Source organism: Burkholderia aenigmatica (genome assembly GCF_902499175.1).
Taxonomy (GTDB): domain Bacteria; phylum Pseudomonadota; class Gammaproteobacteria; order Burkholderiales; family Burkholderiaceae; genus Burkholderia; species Burkholderia aenigmatica.
Genome location: NZ_CABVQC010000001.1, coordinates 87867 through 108582 on the forward strand (window position 1 = coordinate 87867; position 20716 = coordinate 108582).

Below are 20716 nucleotides of genomic sequence, written 5' to 3' on the forward strand. Positions count from 1 at the left end.
TGTCGTGGGCCTGCTTTGTGTCCGGGGGGCAGTCGGTAGTTAACGAAGGGAAGGAAGGCGACGACTATGGACACTTGCTTCATGCGCACGGTCTGGACACCCTAGGTCTCCATCTTCAAGCATCCACTCGACTGTACGGCCATCCCGCGCGCCGGGTGACGTCACGCCTGCGCGTCTGCTTGATCACTGGCAATCAATGGGCGTTACGTGACGCGCCGAGGGAAGCCGGTCGTATATCGCCACCAAAATCGTAAAGCCTGGCTACAACGGATTTCGCCACCCGATAGTCGCCAAGCGAAACCGTGCCTGTTTTCGATTCCTGCTAGTGGATGCATGCAGTTCGATCAGTCAAGGAAGCAAACCGCCCCGCTTGATCAAGTTAAGCGCCCGATTCATGACTTGGAGATGAACATGAAAAGCAAGCGTCTAAGCGTTCTGTCTGCAACAGCTGTTGCCCTTTTATCGCTCAGTGGTGCCGCGCAGGCCGACGGCCTTTGCTCGAACGCGATGCTAAAGGGAGCGTTTGAGTTTATCGGTCACGGAGAGATTCTTGGATTGATCGGTGCCGACGGCAAGGTGCATCCCTACGCTGCGCCGTCGATCCTCGATGACGTCGCGCTGGTGACGTTCGACGGTACGAGCCATTATTCACGCACCGATTTCGGGGTGATCGGCGGCCTGCCGAAAGGTGGGCAGACGACGTTCAATCCGCACCAGACCGGCACCTACACGGTGAACGCCGATTGCACCGGCACCATGAACACCGTCTATACCACCGGCGGATCCGTGCCGGCCGGCGTCGAGACCGATCTGAACATCGTCGTCGCTGCCGACGGGACGTTCATCGAATCCGTTGTCTACAAAGCGGTCACCGTGTCAGGTGAGAGCGCGGATGGTGTCGTAAAGTGTCCGCCGAATTGCGTGCAAGGCGTACAGGAGACCTTTGAGGGTAAAAAAATCTTTGTGCGTCGCGAAAACCACGATTGACCGTTGTACCTGGGTCGCTGCCGTTCGAACGCCGTCGCGCCGAACCCGCGACGATCTCGAGCCCCATGGGTGAGCGTCGTTCAGACGCCAGATAGGCGGAAGCCGGCCCGCACCCGGGGGCGACCCGCTCGGTTTCATTCAGGAGGAGGATGGCGTCGCACGATCCCCGGGACTGAGGCATGCGGCACCGGTTCGTGAGAACCGGGGCGTTGGCCCGTCATGCCTGCCGTGCTCAGCGTTTTCGTGCCCGCCTGATTCGAGCGCGCACCGCGCGCGGCCGCCCGATGGATCGAACCCTCGGACGGCCAACGCGCAGCCACTCGCCCTCTCCGTCCCGCCGTCAAACGCATTCTCCGGATTTCCGGAACAGCATCGACGACTTGCCGGACGCCCCCTGCATCGAATGAATCGATCGAATTTCCTTGACGATTTCTTCTCGACCGGCGCCTCACACACAAGCATATTTCAAGATTCACCGATTTTTCTTATATAGCAACGTATTCGGCAAATCATGAGATTTGCATTACCCTCGTGCCAGTTATTCGTGCCCTGCCTCAATCCCATGTCATCGGAATCGCATCATTCAATGTCATATTGGTATCGCATGCACCTCGACGGGACTTCGGCATGCGATCCGCGCGATCTCTGATGTATCGAAAGGATCGATTCCAGCCGCGCCAAGGCTAGTGTGCGGGTATCTCGACAAACGCACCTTTTCCCGATCGGAAAAAACCTTTTCCCGAGCGGACGACATTGACATCCATACACTTTGGCGCGAAAGCCGATTGCCGGACGAACAGAATTCCGACCAGCCCCCGGCAAAAAACAGCAATCAGGCACGCTACGAACTCCCCATCTGGTTTACCTTGATGACATCGATTTTCCGGCGCATGACGAACTGGTTCATCGATCGGAACAATTCGAATTCCGGGCAATTAACCCTCAAACAAAGACCGATTATCAACATTCAGTTCGGTATGTTTTTCCACCTCCGTTTCTTCCGGCCGGACGGCACGACGACACACAAGCCACACCGCGTCGCACAAGCCCTCTCGGGCCACACGTAATCCTCACAGTCGGCGCTGCCGCCGACATATAATTTTTCGCCACAATCGCGCAGACAGCGATGTTCCCAACCTGACCGGCCACCCTTCCAACGCGTCCGCAACCATGTCATCCCGCTCGCCCAGTTCGGTGTTGCCTCGTGCCACGCCGGATCTCGCTGACGCACATATTCTTGTCGTCGACGATCGCCCGAACGACCTGCGGCTCCTGACCGAGATCCTGCGTACCGCGCGGTGCCGGATCAGCGTTGCGTTCGACGGCCTGCAGGCCTATCACCGTGCCCAGGCGATCGCGCCCGACCTGATCCTGATGGATGTCCGCATGCCGCGCATGGACGGCTTCGCCGCGTGCCGGCTGCTGGCGTCGACGCCTTCGACGCAATCGATCCCGATCATCATCCTGACTGCCGCGGGCGATCTCGAGGATCGCCTCGCGGGGCTCGAAACGGGCGCAATCGACTACATCGTCAAGCCGTTCGAGCCAACGGAGGTGCTGGCCCGGATCCGCAATCATCTGAAGCGGGCACGGCGCAGCCAGCCGTTTGCGCATCTGCCCGCGTTGCCCGACCACCCGGATGCGGCCCTCGTGCGCGCGGCGACCGAGGTCCTGCTGCGCGACCTGCGCCATCCGCCGGCGCTCGAGGATCTCGCCAGACAGGTCGGGACGCACGAAAAGCGCCTGTCCCGCGTGTTCCGCGACCATCTCGGCCAGACCGTGTTCGAATATCTGCGCGACACGCGCCTGCGCGCCGCGATGCATTTCCTCGCGGAGACGTCGATGGGGATCGGCGACATCGCCGAGGAAATCGGCTTTTCCACGCCCGGCAATTTCGCGACGGCCTTTCGCGAACGCTTCGGCATCACGCCGTCCGACTGGCGGCGCCAGCGCCACGCGGCCAATGCGCCCGCGGAGCACCGTCACGATGCGTAGGCGCCACGCGGCATGGGCAGCCGGATGTCGTGCGGTGCTGCTGCTTCTGATCGCGATGGCCGTCACCTGCGCGACGGCGCGCGCCGCGTCGGCACCGAACCCCGCGCAACTGGATGCCGTGTCGGTATTCGAGGACGCGAGCACGACGATGTCCGCCGACCAGGTCGCCGCCCGGCTCGCCGATCCGGGGCATGGCACGCCGTTGGCCGCCACGTCGTCGTTCAACGTCGAGTTCTCGCGGTCGGCATGGTGGATCCGCGCAACGCTGACCAACCGCGACAGCGCCACGCGCGCGCTGGTGCTGGCGATTCGCGACGCGCGTGTCGACCAGACGGACTTCTATATCGGCCAGCACGGCCAGTGGACACTCGACAGCCGTTTCCCGGCCGCCGGGACCGGCGGTGATGCGGCCCCGCCGTCGTCGCGCTACCCGGTACTCGACGTCACGCTGCGCGCCGGCGAAAGCATTCCCGTGCTGATCCGCGTCACGTCGCGCAAGGAGATGCGGCTCGCGCCGGCCGCGTTCACGCATGCGGCATGGGATGCGCAGGAACGTCGCGCGACGATGTGGGATTTCGGCTTCTTCGGCGGGCTGCTCGCGCTCGTGTGGTGCGCGCTGCTGATCGGGTTCTTTTCGCGCAGCGGCGTGTTCCATGTTCTGGCCGCGATGGCGCTGGGCACGACGCTGTTCGAAGCGGCTTACCGGGGCTACCCGGCGATGGCGTTGCCGCCTGCGCTGCATGAATGGTCGGCGCGCGGCGAAGTGATCTTCGCGTACCTGGCGGTCGCCTGCTTCATCGTCTTCATCCTGATGGTCGCCCGGCGCGAGCAGGCAAGGCTGCCGATGCGCGCGATCTACATGGCCTTCCTCGCGCTCGAAGGTGTCGGCATGGTCGGCGCCGCCGGCGGCGACCTGCTGACGTTCACGTGGTTCTGCCTGCGGCTGAATGCGGTGCTCGGGATCGTCAACATCAGCCTCGCGCTGATGCTCGCGATCCGCCGGACGCCGACCGGCCGCGTGATGCTGATCGCCATCGGGTTCGCCACCTTCAACATGCTGATGCGCGTGCTCGACGGCATGAACACGCTGCCGCCGGCGCTGTCCTGGCTGAAATCCGACATCTACCCGAACCCCGTCATCGCGATCCTCGGTCTCGCTACGCACCTGCTGGTGCTGGCCGCGTGGATCCATCACGTGGGCCGCCAGCGCACCGAGGCGAGGACGCGCCTCGAACACTGGCAGATCACCGAACAGGATCGCCTGCGCGACGAAGTCGCACGACGCACGGTCGCGCTCAACGACGCGCTGCAACAGGTGACGACCCACATGCAGCAGAAGATCGAGACGCTCGGTTACGTCAGCCACGACCTGCGCGCGCCGCTGTCCACGATCAACGGCTACGCGAAGCTGCTGCTGCAAAGCGCGACGCGCAGCCAGGCGCAGCTGATCCGGTCGATCGATCGCAGCATCCGCTACCAGCTCGCACTGATCGACGAACTGCTCGCGTTCACGAAGACCGAGTTGCAGCCGCTCGGCGTGGCGCCGGACGCGACCGACCTGCCCGGCCTGCTCGACGACATCGGTCACTATGCGCTCGCGCTGTGCGCGCAGCAGGACAACCGGTTCGTCTACCGGCCGGCCACGCCGCTGCCGCGCACGGTGTCGATCGACGGCATGCGGCTGCAGCAGGTGCTGCTCAATCTGTTGTCCAATGCGTCGAAATTCACGCGCGACGGCACGGTCACGCTGTCGATTCATGCGTCTCGCGAAGGCGACGCATGGCGCCTGTTGTTCGAAGTTGCCGACACGGGTATCGGGATCGACATCAGCGGAACCCGCGACATCTTCCGCGCGTACCAGCAGGTGCAGGCCGTGAACGGCGGCACCGGGCTCGGCCTGTTCATCGCGCAGCGCATCGTCGGCGCGATGGGTGGCGAGCTGGCCGTCGCCAGCCAGCCGGGCGCCGGCACCGCGTTCTCGTTCGCGATCGTCGCGCCGGCCGTCGAGCACGCGCTCGTACCGGCGTCGGAGCTCGTCCGGCGGTTTCATCCGGACCGCGATGCCGAGCCGGACCGTGCCGCGCCCCCGATGCAGGGCCCGCCCGACGACGCGCTCGCCGAACTGATCCGGCTGGCCGACAACGGGCAGCTCACCGATATCGAGGATTGGCTCGGCCAGTATGCGGACGAACCGGACTACGCGGCCTTCGTACAGGACGTGCGCGAGCGCCTCGATGCACTGGATCTGACCGCGATCGGGAAACGGGCCGGCGCGCTGCAACGCGCGCGCATCGCCGATACGTCGTTCGACGCCGAAATGGACGCAGCCGGGCCGGCCTGACTACGTCGGTCCATCCGTTTCATATCGATCGGATACCTTACCGACGAATCAACGCAACGCGCCCTTCGCGCGCAGTTCGCGGCCGATGCGCACGATCTCACGCTCGCCCTCCACCAGCGCGGCGGCACTCGTGTGCACCGAATAGTTGCCCAGATGCAGATCGTGCGGATGCGGGACGGCCGTGCCGACCACGAAGCGCACATCGGTCACCGCCTCGAATTCGATCGCGGCTTCGGACGCGTCGAAGACCACCAGCTCACCCTGGGCGACCGGATCCGGTACGCGCAGGCTGCCGTCCATCACGGCGGTCCAGCCGACGCTGTAACCCGGCTGCGGCCGGCAGGTCCAGCGCTCGCCGGCCTGAAGCTGCACGACGACGTAGTGGATGCCAGGCGGCGCATCGATCGGGCTGACCGCGTCGCCGCTGCGGCCGAGCAGCACGCGCGCCGGACCGTCCGACGGGATGTCGGCGATCGACAGATGCTGGCTGAAGGCCGGCGCCAGCTCGCGCTCCGGCGGCAACGCGACCCACAGCTGGAACACCTTGACCGGCGGCACGACGGTGCCGGTATGCCAGACCCCGCGCCCGGCGCTCATCCATTCGATGTCGCCGGCCACGATCGCGCCTTCGTGGCCGGTGGATTCAGCAAAGGTGCCCTGGCCGTCGATCACGAGCGTGAGCGTGGCGATCCCCGAGTGCGGATGCCAGCCGAAGCCCGACCCGAGCGACGCTTGCGTATCGACCAGATCGAGAAAAACGAATGGCTTGATCATCTCGCCGACGTCCGACGGGCTCACCATCCGCACGATGGGCCCGTGCGCGCGGCCGCGGGTGCGGAAGATGACGTGACGGCCGGCGACGGCGACATCGGCGGGCTGCGTGGCATGTGACATGGGGGCTCTCCGGTGGTCGGTCTCGGTTACATGACGTCAGGCCGCGAGCGCAGCCGCCGCTTCCTTCGCCGATGCGATCGCGCCGCTGCGCAGGTCCTGCCCCATCGCGACGCCTTCCGCACGGATGAACGTAATGTCCGTGATGCCCAGGAAACCGAACGCCGCTTTCAGATAGGTTTCCTGATGATCGAACGCGGCGGCAGGCGAACCTTCGCTGTACACGCCGCCGCGCGACGACGCGACGACCAGCTTCTTGCCGCCGCACAACCCGACCGGCCCGTTCTCGCCGTAACGAAACGTCGTGCCGGCAACCGAGATACGGTCGATCCACGCCTTCAGTTGCGACGCAATGCCGAAGTTGTACATCGGCGCGCCGATCACCACGATGTCCGCAGCGAGAAAGTCGTCGAGCGCGCGCTGGCCGATCTCGACGTCCGCCTTCAATGCGTCGCCGATCGGGGCGCCTTGCGCGGCGGCCAGGTGTTCCGCCGTCAGATGACCGATCGGCGTGGCGGCGAGATCGAGACGCGTCACCGTGAGGCCCGGATCGCGGGCGCGGAAGGTCGCGACGGCCTCCGCCGACAGTTCGCGGCTGACGGAGCTTTGGCCGAGGATGCTGGAATCGATATGGAGCAGTTTCATGTGGGTGTTCTCCGAACGGGATTACTGTTTGAGCGCTTCGGCCGTGATCAGCAGCTTCGTCTTCATCCTGAAGCCGTACTGCTTGCCGTAGTCGAGGCCGAAATCGCTGCGGTCGAATTCGCCGACCGCGTCGACGCCGCATACTTCACGCTTGAGCATCGGGTGCGGCATGCACTTGAACGCATCGATCTTCAGCGTCACCGGCTTCGTGACGCCATGCAGCGTCAGGTTGCCGACCACCGACACCGGCTTGTCGCCGTCGAACTTGATCGTGCCCTTGTAGTTCGCCTGCGGAAACTTCGCGACGTCGAAGAACTCGGCCGTCTGCAGGTGCTCGTCGAGCTTCGCGCTGCCGGTGTGGATCGACGCGGTGTCGGTCGTCACGTCGACCGTGCCCGTCTTCGCCGCGCGGTCGAGCGTCACGGTGCCGCTCGACTTGTCGAACTTGCCGCGCCACACCGACAGGCCGCCCATGTGGTCGGCTTCAAAGCTCGGGTACGTGTGATTCGGGTCGAACTGGTAGGTGGCGCTTTCGGCTAAGGCCGAGCACGACAGCACCGCTGCCAGCGCGCCCGCTGCGATCATCAAATGCTTCTTCAACGTTTTCTCCCTGGAACGCAAAGGTTCGTCTGTAGCGTGAGAGCAGTATGGAGACGGACGCTGCTTTACACTAGACGGATAAATAGGATTTGATTAATCCATTTTTGGAGGAATCCGATGCTCGATCTGAATGATCTCGCGCTGTTCGTCCAGGTCGTGCGCGCCGGCAGCTTCTCGGAGGCCGCGCGCCGCATGCGCATGCCGGCCAATACACTGAGCCGGCGCATCGACCAGCTCGAAGGGCAACTCGGCACGCGCCTGCTGCATCGCTCGACCCGCAAGCTCGCGCCGAGCACCGAAGGGCAAGCGCTGTTCGAGCGCTATGCGCCGGCGCTCGACCGGATCTTCGAGATCGGGCGGCTGCATGCGGACGGGCAGGAACCGTCCGGCACCGTGCGCGTGACGGCAATGGCCGGCCTGTTCGAAATTTTCCGGCTGGAATGGCTGGCCGAGTTCTATGCGCGCTACCCGCAGATCAGCATCGACTTCCTTCTCGACGACACGCCGTCCGACCTGATCGGCGAGCGCATCGACCTGGCCTTGCGCATGGGGATCGAGACCGGCGGCAGCTTCCGCGTGCGCCGGATTGCACCGGGCACGATGATCCTCGCCGCCAGCCCCGCCTACCTGGAGCGGCGCGGCGCGCCGCGCACGCCGCGCGAACTGGCCGACCACGACTGCCTGACGGTGTCCGGCCGCCAGGGCCGCAGCATGTGGCGCCTGCAGGGGCCGCGCGGCACCCAGGAAATCTCGATCGACAGCCGCTTCTCGGTCAACGACATGCGCGTGGTGGTACAGGCCTGCATTGCCGGGCTCGGGGTCGCGCTGCTGCCGCAGTTGCTCGCCGAACCGGCCATCGAGCAAGGCAAGCTGGTGCGCGTGCTGCCTGCCTATCGACGGTCGAGCAGCGACCTCGGGCTGCAACTCGTCTATACGAGCCGCCCGCCCCTGGCGCCCGCGGTCACGGTGTTTGCCGATTTCCTGCTGGAGAAACTGGGCGAAGCGCTGCCCGGGCAGTCGAAGCATGCTGCCGACCGATGACGTTTCCTTGTCGCGGCAAACGGGATATCGACAATCGATCGCTGTGGCGTATCGCGCCGGGTATCGACCGGCATGCCCTGTCGAAGGATGGCACCGAGGCCGGCAGCCGGAAGCCCCTCGCCGCCTTCCATCAGTGACGTACGCAAGCAGAAGCGCGCGCGACACGACGTTGCACGCCCCATGCGTCCGGGCCCGCTTCGACGCCCTCTGCCCCACTCGAACCCGTGTCGTTTACAACCGGGTTCCGGGCGCATGACCGATAGTCGGGCGTGCCCGTTTCTCTAAACTGGTTCCCACAACAAACCTGCCCGGTGTCGCCCGCAGCGCGCGTCACTTCACCGACATCGAGGCGCCCCGAGACTTCCGCCTTCGCTGTCCATCGGCCCGCACGACTCCACTGCACACCCGCCCGGCCGGCTGCCAAGGCAATTCCAGGAGAGTTCATTGAGCCCGTCGCAAGCGCACCCCGCGAGAGCCCGATCTTCGCGCAAGACCGTCAAGCTGGAAGACATCACGATCGTCGACCCCGCCGTCCTCAAGCGCGCGGTCGGCGCCATGGCGTTCGGCAACGCGATGGAATGGTTCGACTTCGGCGTCTACAGCTACATCGCCGTCACGCTCGGCAAGGTGTTCTTCCCGTCGAGCAGCCCGTCCGCGCAGCTGCTCGCGACCTTCGGCACGTTCGCGGCCGCGTTCCTCGTGCGCCCGCTCGGCGGCATGGTGTTCGGCCCGCTCGGCGACCGCATCGGCCGCCAGCGCGTGCTCGCCGCCACGATGATCATGATGGCCGTCGGCACCTTTGCGATCGGCCTGATCCCCAGCTACGCGTCGATCGGCATCATGGCCCCCGTGCTGCTGCTCGTCGCGCGTCTCGTGCAGGGCTTCTCGACCGGCGGCGAATACGGCGGCGCGGCCACCTTCATCGCCGAATTCTCGACCGACAAGCGCCGCGGCTTCATGGGCAGCTTCCTCGAATTCGGTACGCTGATCGGCTATACGCTCGGCGCGGCCACCGTCGCACTGCTCACTGCAACGCTGTCGCAGGAAGCGCTGCTGTCATGGGGCTGGCGCGTGCCGTTCTTCATCGCCGGCCCGCTCGGCCTGGTGGGTCTCTATATCCGGCTGAAACTCGAGGAAACACCCGCGTTCAAGAAGGAAGCCGAAGCACGCGAAGCGGACGAACGCGGGCGGCCGAAGCAACGCTTCGCGACGCTGCTCGTCGAGCAATGGAAGCCGCTGCTGCAATGCGTCGGCCTCGTGCTGATCTTCAACGTGACCGACTACATGGCGCTGTCGTACCTGCCGAGCTACCTGTCGGCGACACTGCATTTCCGCGAGTCGCACGGCCTGATCCTGGTGCTGCTCGTGATGGTGCTGATGATGCCGATGACGCTCTATGCCGGCCACCTGTCCGACAAGGTCGGCCGCAAGCCGGTGATGATGGCCGGCTGCGTGGGCCTGCTCGTGCTGGCGGTGCCGGCGCTGATGCTGATCCGCACCGGCGGCATGCTGCCCGTGTTCGGCGGGATGCTGATCTACGGCGTGCTGCTGTCGACGTTCACTGGCGTGATGCCGTCGGCGCTGCCGGCGCTGTTCCCCACGCGGATCCGCTATGGTGCGCTTGCGATCGGCTTCAACGTGTCGGTGTCGCTGTTCGGCGGCACGACCCCGCTCGTCACCGCGTGGCTGGTCGATCGCACCGGCGACCTGATGATGCCCGCGTACTACCTGATGGGCGCATCGTTCATCGGCATCGTGTCGGTGCTCGCGCTGCGCGAGACGGCACGCCAGCCGCTGCCCGGCTCCGCGCCGTGCGTGGCGAGCCGCGCGGAGGCGCTGAGCCTCGTGCGCGGAGAATCCGGCGACGCACGCGGCCGCGATCGCAAGCTCGCCGCACTTGGCGAACGCGCGTAGCGCGACGTGCGGCGACTCGTCGGTACGCCTCGTGCGACGCGGTCGAGCATAAGTGCGCGGTAAGGGCACCGCAGAAACGACCGCGGCGCCGGACAACCTCGGTCGTCCGGCGCCGCGTCGATGAAAGCACGCGATCGGAGAATCAGAACACCGCGTGCCCGCTGATGATGCTCGGCAGCCAAGTCGAGAAGAACGGCAGGTACGTGACGATGTTGATCGCACTGAAGATCGCGAGATAGTACGGCCACGCCATCTTCGTGGTCTCGCCGATCGACACGTTGCCGATCGCGCAGCCGACGAACTGCACCGAGCCGATCGGCGGGTGCACGAGGCCGAGCGAGCAGTTCAGCAGCAGCATGATCCCGAACTGCACCGGCCCGACGCCGCACGCCATCGCGATCGGCAGGAACAGCGGCGTCGTGATCAGGATGTGTGCGGCCATATCGACGAACGTGCCGAGGAACACCTGGATGATGTTGATGTACAGCAGCATCAGCCACGGCGCGGCGGTCGACTGCTTCAGCAGCCCTTCGATCGCATCCGGAATCTCCAGGTACGACATCTGGAAGCGCAGCATGTTGGACACCGCGATCAGCAGCAGCACGACACCCGTGGTGCGCGCCGCATGCGACAGCGCGCGGCGCAGCTTCGCGGCCGTCAGCGTGCGGTAGACGACCGCGGTCAGCACGAGCGAGTACACGACGGCGATCGCGGCCGCCTCGGTCGCGGTCGCAATCCCCTTCGCGACGCACACCAGGATGATCGCGATCACCATCAGGCCGGGCACCGCACCGACGAAGCTGCGCAGCACCGCATACCAGCCGGGAAACGCGGGCAGCGCGGACGAACCGTCTTCCCGGCGCGGATAGCCGTGACGCACGGCTTGCCAGTACGCGGCGGCGAGCACGAAGCCCATCACCCACAACACCGGCAGCAGCCCCGAGAACAGCAAGTCGCCGATCGACACGCCGCTCACCGGCTGGCCGTGCAGCATGCCGGTGATGCCCTGCGCGGCGAACGCATAGATGATCATGTTGGTCGACGTCGGCATCAGCGCGCCGGCGAGCGACGCATGCGTCGTCACGTTGACCGCGTACGCGGCGCTGTAGCCTTCGCGCTTCATCAGCGGAATCACCACGCCGCCCATCGCCGACGTATCGGCGGTCGGCGAGCCCGACACGCCGCCGAACAGCGTACAGGCGACGACGTTCGCCATCCCGAGGCCGCCGCGGAAGTGGCCGACGGTCGCCTGCGCGAAGCGCAGGATCCGGTCCGCGATACCGCCGTGCAGCATCAGTTCGCCGGAGAAGATGAAGAACGGCACCGCGAGGAACGAGAACGCGTTCATCCCCGAGATCATGGCCTGCATCGCGGTCGCGATCGGCAAGCCTTCGACCATATAGGTCAGCACGCAGGCTATCCCGAGCGCGAACGACACGGGCACGCCGAGCACGAGGAAAATCAGAAAACTGACGGACAGGATCGCGAGTTCCATGGCGTTATTGCCCTGGCGAAGAACGACGAAGCGCGAGCAGGTGCTCGAGCGAGAAGAGGATGATCGCGATCGCCGCGGGCATCGCGATCAGGTAGCGCACGCCTTCGGGCAGCCCGATGATCGGAATGCGGTCGCCCATCGTTTCGGCGGCCATGCTGCCGCAGCCGACCATGATCATGATCGCGAAGGCGATCAGGCTCAGGTGCTGGATCGCGATCACCACCGTGCGCGACTTCGGCGGCAGCCGGCGCACGAGCGAATCGAGGCCGATATGGCCGCCGTCGCGCACCTTCATCGCCGCACCGAACATCGCGATCACGATCACGAGCAGCAGCGCGATCGGCTCGACAAAATCCGGCGCATTCTCGAACACGTAGCGCATCACGACCGCGTAGAACACCAGCACCGTCAGCACCGCGAGGCACGCCGACGCGATCACCGCCAGCACGCGGAACAGCACGTCGTTCACGCAGCGCAGCAGCGGCGCGGCATGCGGCCGCGCCGTCGCCGTGCCTTCCGGGGCGCCGGCGCCGGGCGAACCCGCAGCCGACGCGCCGTCCAGGGAAGTGTGACGTGTCACTTGGTGGCCTCGATCTCGTCGACGATCTGCTTCATCTGCGGCGTCTTTTCATACTTGGTCCACAGCGGCTGCATCGCCTTCACGAACGCCGCGCGATCGATCTGCGCGGCCGGCAGGATCTTCGCGCCGCCCTTCGCCACCGTCTGCTGCGCGGACGCCTCGCGCGCGGTCCACAGCTTCTGGTAATACGGCACCGAATCGGCCGCGGCCTTCCTGATCGCCGCCTGCTCCTGCGGCGACAGCGTGTCCCAGATCTTCTTCGAGAACACCAGCACTTCCGGCGTCATCGCATGCTGCGTCTCCGAGTAGTCGGGCGCCACTTCGTAGTGCTTGGTTTCCTCGTACGACGGCATGTTGTTTTCAGCCGCATCGACGAGGCCCGTCTTCAGCCCCGTGTACACCTCGGCGAACGGCATCGGCGTCGGCGTGCCGCCCATCGCCTTGATCTCGTCGACCATCAGGTCGGACGGTTGCACGCGCACCTTCAGCCCTTTCATGTCGGCCGGCGAGCGCACCGGGCGCTTCGCGTAGATCGAGCGTGCGCCGCTCTCGTAGAACGTCAGCGCGATCATCCCCTTCGCGGTGAACGCATCGAGGATCTTCTGGCCTGCCGGGCCGTACATCGCCTTGCGGAAATGATCGATGTCGCGGAACAGGAACGGGAACGACGGAATCAGCGATTCCGGCACGATCTCGTTGAACGATGCGCCGTTGACGCGCGCCATGTCGATCGCGCCGATCCGCACCTGGTCGACCGTGTCCTTCTCGGAGCCGAGCGCGCTGTTGCCGAACACCTTGATCGAATCCTTGCCGCCCGTCTGCTTCGACAACTCGTCGCCCATGAACTTCACGGCCATGTTGGTCGGGAAATTGTCGCCGTGCACGTCCGCCGAGCGGAACACGCGCGCCTGGGCGGACATCGCGAAGCCGGCCATCAGCGCGACGGCCAGGGCGATACGGGAGCGGGTGAATCGGTGCTTCATCGTCAGTCTCCTTGATGGTTGTGCTCGTTGTGGCGCGGCGATCCGCCGGCATGCGCATGTTTCGGCGCCGTACTCGCTGATCGCAGAGTCATACGTCGTATGACGTGTTGACGCGAATGTACGTCGGTTAATCGTTTAACTCACTTGGTGCATACCCGTAGAATGCCTAACATGAAGGGCTTTCAGCCAATTTCAGGGAATCGTGTTCTCTGTTTAGATGAATTTTCGCGAAACGTTTTCCGGAAACGGGTTCGCATTCAAGCCGGACGGTGGCGCGACTGCTTCCGCCTGTATCCGAAAGCAATCTTTCGCTTCGCTTGTCCTGGTTGTAGGATGACCGACCTCAAAGCCAGCACGTCGGCGCGATGCCACGAGCACACGCCGGCCATGCGCCGCTGCGTGCGGCGCTACCAGGAAGGGACGACAGGGAATCCGGACAGCGGCAGGCGCCAGCGCCTGCCTCGCGCCGTCACGTCTGCATGACCAGCGACGTCAGTTGCGACGCGCGCGCCACGGCCGTCTTCGCGTAGATCGACTTGATCTGCGAGCGGATCGTGCCGATCGACACGCCGCGCAACCCCGCGCATTCCTGCGGCGACAGCCCGTCGCAGCACAGCAGCACGGCGAGATCGGCCTCGGCCGACGACAGCCCGTAGAACACGCGCAACCGCTGCGCGCGGGCCGACGGTGAACGCAGGTCGGCGGCCGTCATCAGCGTCGCGACGCCCGGCCGCTCGCGCATCAGCCGCGATTGCTCGGGCACCGGCATCAGCGCCAACGGCAGCGGCTCGCCTGTCGCGCGCCGCAACAACAGTCCGCCGCGCGCGTGAGCGTGCCGCCATTGCGCATCGTCGATGCAGCCTTCCGGCGCGAACCGCCCGTTCACGACCCGCAGCGCCGGCTCCGCCGCGATCAGTTGATCGGCCGCGCGATTCGTATAGCGCAGTTCGCGCTGCGCGCCGAGCAGGAACACCGGCACCGGAATCGCATCGAGCGCCGATTCGGCGGCAGCCACGCGCGCCTCGAGCTCGCCGATCCGCGCCTGGATCTGCAGCGCGCGGCTGATATGCGTTCCCATGCTTTCGATCGCACGGCGCTGATCGTCGGAAAGGCCTTGCGATTCGGGGCCGCTCTGGACGCTGAGGAATGCGCCGGAACCCTCGCTGCGATGGATGTACAGGCCCGAGATGCTGCCAAGCCCGAACGGGTGAAGGAATTCCTGATAGAACGCGCTGTGCGCACGCTGCTGCGCAGGCAGGTGCTTGACGTCCTCGAACCAGCGGCCCGCCGGCCAGTTGCCGGCGACCGGCACGACCGGGTCGTACCGATAGAACTCGGTGTTGTAGGTGTGGTAACACGCGGCGACCCATGACGCGTCGTCGCCCGCCGCCTGTTCGATCGCCGGCACCCTCGCCGCGTCGTCGAACGACAGCAACGTGACCATGCGCACGCCGACCCACGATCGCAGCCCGTCCAGCACCGTTTCCCATCGTTGATCGCCCAGTGCCGCAGCGTAGACGTCATCGATCCATGCCGATGGAATCAATCCGTTCATTGGCATCTGGCCACCCCGTGCCGTGCATTTTTGTCGAACGTCTTTCTTCTGCGCATCTTAGTCAATCGGCGCCAACGTTTAAATCACTCGTTCGCGTTTGATCGAAATACCACGTTTGTTACCGTTTATCGTCAGACGTAATGGCCGTTTTTCCGCCCTTCACCACGCAATTGCATCGGGTGCGCGCGGTACCGCCTGCTTTTCATCCGGATCAGGGTATGCCATGATGCGGCGCATGACGATTCGAAACACCACGACCTCGCTGCACCATCACCACGGACGCCCTCTGTTGCGCCGTGGCTCGTTTCGCATCTAGCAATTGCATCGGGTAAATGCCCGATCAAGACGACAACCAAGGCGCCTCCGGCGCCTTTTTTGTTTTCTGCGGCCTTAAAAACCTGCTGCGCCAATCAATCGATACCGTACGGAGTGTTTTCAATGCAACCACCCTGGAAAGCCGTTGCCCTGTCGGATTTGCCGCTTCGCGAGGATCTCAAGTTGCAGCACGCATACGGTGCGCCGCAGCTCGATGTGCCGGTATGCCTGAACGTCAACGAGAATCCCTATCCGCCTTCGTCTGCGCTCGTCGAGCGCATCGCGACCGCGGTGGCCGACGCGGCGCGCGCGGCGAACCGCTATCCCGATCGCGACTTCGTCGAACTGCGATCACATCTGGCTGCGTATCTGACGCACGACACCGGCGTGACGGTCGACGCATCGCGCGTCTGGGCGGCCAACGGCTCGAATGAAGTGATCCAGCAGATCCTGCAGGCATTCGGTGGCCCGGGGCAATCGGCGCTGGTCTTTACGCCCGCGTATCCGATGTATGACGAATACTGCCGCACGACTTTCACGCGCCTGCATACGTTGCCACGCACCGAGGATTTCGCGCTGAATCTGGATCAGGCGCTCAACAGTATCCGCGAGCACCAGCCGAGCGTGGTGCTACTGACGTCGCCGAACAACCCGACCGGCACCGCGCTGCGGCTCGACGATATCCGCGCGATACTGGACGTCGCGCCGGGCGTGGTCGTCGTCGACGAAGCCTATGCGGAGTTCCGGCGTCACGGCGTCCCCAGCGCGGCGACGCTGCTGCCGAACCATCCGCGGCTCATCGTTACCCGTACGTTGAGCAAGGCGTTCAAGTTCGCGGGCGGCCGCGTCGGGTATTGCGCGAGTGCGCCTGCGATCGTCGAAGCGCTGAAGCTGGTTCGATTGCCCTATCACTTGTCGGCCTTCACCCAGGCGGCAGCCTGCGCGGCGCTGGTCGCGCGTGACGAGATGTTGTCGCAGGTCGACGCGATCAAGGCCGAGCGCGACTCGACCGTCGGCTGGCTGCGTGGCCTGGGCCTCACGGTGGCCGATTCCGATGCCAACTTCGTGATGTTCGGCGAGTTTGCGGATCGGCACCGGATCTGGAACGGACTCCTGCGCCACGGCGTCCTGATTCGCGAGTCGGGCCCGCCGGCATATCTTCGCGTGTCCATCGGCACCGCTGCGGAGATGGCCGCGTTCCGTGCGGCCCTGCTTGACGTGATGGCGCTCGCATAACCCGGATCAGCGACCGGCCATCCGGTCGACGAAGCGATGGGCGCGATGGGCGCGATGGGCGCGATGGGCGCGATGGCGCGACGGCGCGCGTGCCGGCGCCGTATCCGACGATGTGCTTACTTCATCGTCGCGAACCGCATTTCCATCGCGTCGATCTTCGCGAGCACTGCTTCGCTCAGCTTTCTGACGTGGCGCGGCACATCGGGCGCCGACAGCAGCTCCTCGATGCGCCCGCGCCAGTAGCTCGGATGCCGTACACGCCCCGCGCCCGACATCGACACATCGTCGGCGTATGTTTCGCTATCCAGGAGAGCGACCATTCTCTGGATGTGAGAGAGCTCTCGCTCTGCATAGTCTCGTGCCAGCATATTGATTGAAATTCCCCGAAATACGACTGCAGGCCTTCCGTCATCAACGCGCCATCGTGTTGCGATGCAAATGACTCACCGCACACGTCGAACGTCATCGTAGGCAGAAGCTGTGTCAGTAAACCGTGTGGGCATTGATTGATTTCGACACGGAGTGGCGGGCCTGTCCATTTCTTCTGATGACATCCGGCCCCGATGCCCTGCGGTCAATCGTAGGCTTATCGTCGGGTGATGGCATCTCCCAAAATGGGGATGCCGGTTGATATTGGCGGGGTGGTGGTTTCTTGAAATTGCGGGAATCGGAAATAATCCGGCAGGCATGCGGTTGCCGGACCGTGACAAATTCGCAATCGGCTGACGACTTGAAAGGCGTATAGCCGGCGCGCTGCCGCCGCGCAGGCAGGATGCGCGGATCGACCGCGTGCCCGGACGCGGTGTACAGCGATATGCGCAACCCCTACGGACGCGAACGTGCAGCGCCGTGTGCCGCATTCGCAGGTCGCGACAACATATGCGCTCCACTCAGTGCGCCATCACGCGAGATCGTCTGGACACGGGTCGAACGCCAGCGCGACCCACTTGCCCAGTCCGCCGCGCGCATTCATGTCTCAGGCATCGAACAGCGCCTGAAGCTTCGCGAGCTTCTCTTCATCGGGCATCGCTTCGAATTCCTTCGACAGCCGTTTCTTTTTACTTTCGGCATCGTGAGGCGCCGTCGTCAATGCAAATGCATCGGCTTTCCGCGTACTTCGAGGAACTACGCATCCGCGACATGCAGCCCGCGGAAGTCAGCTACCGGCAGCGCCGTGCATTAGCCCGAAAATGAAATCCGCTTCAACCGATGCACCTTTGGGCAATTGCAGCACACCGACCGACGTACGCGTATGAATACCGGCGTCGCCAAGTACCGCATACAAAATGTCCGATGCGCCATCGGCAATTTCGCTTTGCATCGTGAAGCCGGGCGCGCTTCGCACATACACGGTGATGCGTGGCACCGTCGCTATCGCGTCGAGCGTGCCGCAGTGCTTTCTGATTAGCGAGAGCGCACGCAGCGCCGATACACTGGCGGCCCGACGGCCTTCGTCGAGCGAAACGGACTCCCCCACCACGCCCACGAAATGCACCATGTCGCCAATCCGCGGAATCTGGCCGGCAATGTAGGCCGTGCGCCCGTCGACCAGAACGGGCGTGTATTTTCCGCCAATCCTGATTTCCTCGTCCGGTTCGAATCCGAACTCGGCCGCGATTTTTATCAGCTTATCGTCTCTGTTCATTAGTGAATTCCCCGATACTTCATAAAAATGTAAAGCCTCATTAAATCTCTGCTGCTTGTCTGAAAGAAAAAAACCGCCTCGAACGGTCAAAACGACGCGTCGTTTCCGATAAAAATTTCCGGGTAATCCTCTACGCGCTCGTCAACATGACACACTTCTCAGGTGTTCGAAGCAGTCCTGCTCGCCCAATCCATGACAAAACACGTAGTCGGTGAGAATTTCCACAAATTTTCCCGTTGAAACCGCTATCATGTGAGTACTCAACCAGAAGAGCGATCATGGCGACTTACAAGGAACTGAAAGCCCAAATGGATGCTTTGGCCGAGAAAGCCGAAGCTGCACGTGCCGCAGAATTCCAGGCGATCGTCGACGACATCCGCACCAAAGTTGCGGAATACGGCATTACCGAAAAGGACATTTTCGGTGCGCGTCGTGGTCGTCCGGCGAAGCAAGCGGCCGCCCCCGTGCAGGCAAAGTATCGCGACCCGAAGACTGGCGCAACCTGGTCGGGCCGCGGTCGCGCACCTGCATGGATCAAGGACGCGAAGAATCGCAATCGATTCCTGATCCAGGAATAAGATTCTCGACGCACACCGGCGCGCAGCTTCGCGCGCCGTCCTGCTATTTGGGCATCGATACCGGCGGTATTCAAAGACCGCCGGGTTGATGAAGCGTTGTCTCATTCGGCGCGCGGTGGCATGCTGCGTGCCGGATTGCATGCCGCCCAAAATTTCCCGATTCAACGTTCGTAATAAATTGCAAGCCAGACGGTTTGCGTTTCTTCGTGCGTCCACGCGACGCGATGGCGGCAATGCGGCTCGATCAGCACGTAGTCGCCTGGGTGCATTTCATGGCGCGCCGGGCCGTCTTCGAATTCAAGCACGGCTGCGCCCGACAGCAGTACGACCCACTCGGCGCGTGAGTCGTCATACCAGAAGTCGTCGGGGCTCGTATGGCCCATCGAAACGATCCGCTCAACGTTTAGGCGCTGCCCCGTGACGAGAAGGTCGATTCGCTCGTCGTCGCCATGCTGGCCTTCGGCGGTGAACAGGTTGCCGGTTTGAAGTTGCATGGATTGACCTCGACGTGGACATTCAATGGATGGGGCGAGCTTGAAGGTAGCGGGCAATGTTCACTGTCGTCCAGTGTCCGACAATTCGCCGACTTGTTTCGTCGCGATGGACATCGTGGCACACCGAGGTCCGTAGTCGGCCGAGACAATGCAGGACGGAATTGCGTCAAGCCTCGCCGGCAACGTGACTACGATCCATCACCCAAGATAACGATTCAACATTACAACGCCTGCGCCCATGCATTGCCGGGGTGGAGAACGTCGAGGCATTCTTTCAACCACGCGCGTTCGACAGCTGGCAGTTTCGGTAATGCTCTGTCGAAATCCTGTTGATCTTTCGGGCGCCGATCCCGGGCCTTGAACAGCAGTACGGCCGATGGATTCAGATAGGGAATGCCGTCGGCTGTTTTCATCACCATGTCCGCGCGCGGCCGTTTGAACGACGGATCTCTCTTGTAGGCCCAGCATTCATTCGTGCCCGGCTCGATCATCATATCAATCCGCCAGCTTTCAGCCGCGCAGTCGAATCCCCAGAATTGCATGATCCCCGATGGGGCATCCTGATTTTCCGGCAGCCTTTCCAGAACTCCGGCATGCGCGGTGTAGAACGCGAGATCATCGAACACTCGGCGGAAGGTACCGAAGTCTTCTCGCAATATCGTGAATTCCAGATCGCCATGTTCACGCGTCTGAGCGCCATGCCAAAGATCGAGCGCCCATCCGCCGACGACACACCAGGGCAAATGAACAGCATTCAATCGTTGAGCAAGCTCGGCCGGATGCCATGCGTTCCACGCATCCTCGTCGGGGACAGTCATTTGAGTACGCATCCTGTTGAAGTGATTTGCGCTGAACAATGATCATCGGGATCGTTAGCGAACGCCCCAATACATCGATGCTTCGCAGCGACACCAATGGGCACGACGGCGTGCAGACTGCCGCCGATCGTCGTCAGTTTCGCATACCTGGAAAAAAGCGAACCTCGAGCCGATGCGGGAGGCCGAAATCGGCTAATTGCGATCAATCGATCCCGCGCAGTCCGGGACATTCAACAGCCCCTTTCAGCACTCGATAGTCATTCGATCGCGTATCGCAGTGAATGTTTTCATCACGGAGATCGAAACGAAAGCGTGATGCGAAATCACGTTCGTTCTGTCAAGGACGGTGCATGGGCTCAGCCTCGATCACTGCTTGCGACGAGGAACAGCAAGCGACTGCCGGTGTGCATCTCCCAGTGCTCGCTCGCTGACAACACCGCCCAAGGCGCTTGAAGAACGCTCCATCTCCTGTCGACGGCTCTGGAGATGAAACAAACTGGCGACTCGTACCATGTAGCGATCTCCGCCAGTGTCGTCCGCCAGCTTGAAGATTCGGAACCGTCGCAAGCAAGCCTGAATACGTTGCAGATAGGAACTTTTCAC

19 protein-coding genes are annotated in these 20716 nt (G+C 63.6%); 8 read left to right on the forward strand and 11 right to left on the reverse strand.

The window, feature by feature from the left end; translation table 11 throughout:
- Positions 1-411: 411 nt before the first annotated feature.
- The 4 genes from BDO18943_RS00405 (at position 412) to BDO18943_RS00420 (ending at position 5323) form a co-directional block, all read left to right on the forward strand.
- Positions 412-987: a hypothetical protein gene (locus BDO18943_RS00405; protein ID WP_175020722.1), complete on the forward strand. Its 576-nt coding sequence runs from the start codon at positions 412-414 to the stop codon at positions 985-987.
- Positions 988-1772: 785 nt separating this feature from the next.
- Complete coding sequence (locus BDO18943_RS00410) at positions 1773-2054, forward strand: hypothetical protein (protein ID WP_175020723.1); 282 nt, start codon at positions 1773-1775, stop codon at positions 2052-2054.
- A gap of 103 nt (positions 2055-2157) precedes the next feature.
- On the forward strand, positions 2158-2982 hold the full coding sequence (locus BDO18943_RS00415; RefSeq protein WP_175020724.1) for a response regulator transcription factor: 825 nt from the start codon (positions 2158-2160) through the stop codon (positions 2980-2982).
- Complete coding sequence (locus BDO18943_RS00420; RefSeq protein WP_175020725.1) at positions 2975-5323, forward strand: sensor histidine kinase; 2349 nt, start codon at positions 2975-2977, stop codon at positions 5321-5323. The genes BDO18943_RS00415 and BDO18943_RS00420 overlap by 8 nt, the downstream gene beginning before the upstream one ends.
- A 48-nt stretch (positions 5324-5371) precedes the next feature.
- Here the strand turns inward: BDO18943_RS00420 and BDO18943_RS00425 are convergent, their stop codons facing one another.
- Genes BDO18943_RS00425 through BDO18943_RS00435 form a run of 3 tightly spaced genes read right to left on the reverse strand, consistent with a single transcriptional unit; the run spans position 5372 to position 7459 of the window.
- The gene (locus BDO18943_RS00425) at positions 5372-6217 is read right to left on the reverse strand and encodes a pirin family protein (protein ID WP_175020726.1); all 846 of its coding nucleotides are present in this window, start codon (positions 6215-6217) and stop codon (positions 5372-5374) included.
- A 36-nt stretch (positions 6218-6253) separates the two neighbouring features.
- On the reverse strand, positions 6254-6859 hold the full coding sequence (locus tag BDO18943_RS00430; protein ID WP_175020727.1) for an FMN-dependent NADH-azoreductase: 606 nt from the start codon (positions 6857-6859) through the stop codon (positions 6254-6256).
- A gap of 21 nt (positions 6860-6880) precedes the next feature.
- Positions 6881-7459, reverse strand: coding sequence for a YceI family protein (locus BDO18943_RS00435; RefSeq protein ID WP_175020728.1), 579 nt, complete (start codon positions 7457-7459; stop codon positions 6881-6883).
- 117 nt (positions 7460-7576) lie between these two features.
- Here BDO18943_RS00435 and BDO18943_RS00440 point away from each other — a divergent pair, with 117 nt between their 5' ends.
- Together BDO18943_RS00440 and proP are read left to right on the forward strand one after the other, a co-directional pair.
- A complete protein-coding gene (locus BDO18943_RS00440) occupies positions 7577-8500 on the forward strand; it encodes a LysR family transcriptional regulator (protein WP_175020729.1) in 924 nt (307 codons plus the stop codon).
- A 444-nt stretch (positions 8501-8944) separates the two neighbouring features.
- Complete coding sequence (gene proP / locus BDO18943_RS00445; protein ID WP_175020730.1) at positions 8945-10414, forward strand: glycine betaine/L-proline transporter ProP; 1470 nt, start codon at positions 8945-8947, stop codon at positions 10412-10414.
- A gap of 142 nt (positions 10415-10556) precedes the next feature.
- Here proP and BDO18943_RS00450 read toward each other — a convergent pair whose 3' ends face one another.
- The 4 genes from BDO18943_RS00450 to BDO18943_RS00465 all read right to left on the reverse strand — a co-directional run bounded on the left by BDO18943_RS00450 (position 10557) and on the right by BDO18943_RS00465 (position 15027).
- Entirely contained in the window at positions 10557-11909 is a 1353-nt protein-coding gene (locus BDO18943_RS00450; protein ID WP_043184307.1) for a TRAP transporter large permease, read from the reverse strand.
- A gap of 4 nt (positions 11910-11913) precedes the next feature.
- On the reverse strand, positions 11914-12489 hold the full coding sequence (locus tag BDO18943_RS00455) for a TRAP transporter small permease (protein WP_175020731.1): 576 nt from the start codon (positions 12487-12489) through the stop codon (positions 11914-11916).
- Positions 12486-13472, reverse strand: coding sequence for a TRAP transporter substrate-binding protein (locus BDO18943_RS00460; RefSeq protein ID WP_043184305.1), 987 nt, complete (start codon positions 13470-13472; stop codon positions 12486-12488). Before BDO18943_RS00460 ends, BDO18943_RS00455 begins: the two co-directional genes overlap by 4 nt.
- A 469-nt stretch (positions 13473-13941) precedes the next feature.
- The gene (locus BDO18943_RS00465) at positions 13942-15027 is read right to left on the reverse strand and encodes a helix-turn-helix transcriptional regulator (RefSeq protein WP_235995720.1); all 1086 of its coding nucleotides are present in this window, start codon (positions 15025-15027) and stop codon (positions 13942-13944) included.
- Between the two features lie 438 nt (positions 15028-15465).
- On the opposite strand from BDO18943_RS00465, the gene BDO18943_RS00470 reads away from it, so the two are divergent.
- Positions 15466-16578, forward strand: coding sequence for a histidinol-phosphate transaminase (locus tag BDO18943_RS00470; protein WP_175020733.1), 1113 nt, complete (start codon positions 15466-15468; stop codon positions 16576-16578).
- A 116-nt stretch (positions 16579-16694) separates the two neighbouring features.
- Here BDO18943_RS00470 and BDO18943_RS00475 read toward each other — a convergent pair whose 3' ends face one another.
- Both BDO18943_RS00475 and BDO18943_RS00480 read right to left on the reverse strand, forming a co-directional pair.
- The gene (locus BDO18943_RS00475) at positions 16695-16946 is read right to left on the reverse strand and encodes a hypothetical protein (protein WP_043184298.1); all 252 of its coding nucleotides are present in this window, start codon (positions 16944-16946) and stop codon (positions 16695-16697) included.
- Between the two features lie 788 nt (positions 16947-17734).
- Positions 17735-18223 (reverse strand): RidA family protein, encoded by a 489-nt coding sequence (locus BDO18943_RS00480; protein ID WP_175020734.1) that lies wholly within the window; start codon positions 18221-18223, stop codon positions 17735-17737.
- Between the two features lie 278 nt (positions 18224-18501).
- Between BDO18943_RS00480 and BDO18943_RS00485 the strand changes: the two genes are divergently transcribed.
- Positions 18502-18801, forward strand: coding sequence for an H-NS histone family protein (locus BDO18943_RS00485; RefSeq protein ID WP_043184296.1), 300 nt, complete (start codon positions 18502-18504; stop codon positions 18799-18801).
- Between the two features lie 161 nt (positions 18802-18962).
- Here BDO18943_RS00485 and BDO18943_RS00490 read toward each other — a convergent pair whose 3' ends face one another.
- Both BDO18943_RS00490 and BDO18943_RS00495 read right to left on the reverse strand, forming a co-directional pair.
- The gene (locus tag BDO18943_RS00490) at positions 18963-19295 is read right to left on the reverse strand and encodes a cupin domain-containing protein (protein WP_175020735.1); all 333 of its coding nucleotides are present in this window, start codon (positions 19293-19295) and stop codon (positions 18963-18965) included.
- A gap of 221 nt (positions 19296-19516) precedes the next feature.
- Positions 19517-20113 (reverse strand): nucleotidyltransferase domain-containing protein, encoded by a 597-nt coding sequence (locus BDO18943_RS00495; protein WP_175020736.1) that lies wholly within the window; start codon positions 20111-20113, stop codon positions 19517-19519.
- Positions 20114-20716 lie beyond the last annotated feature (603 nt).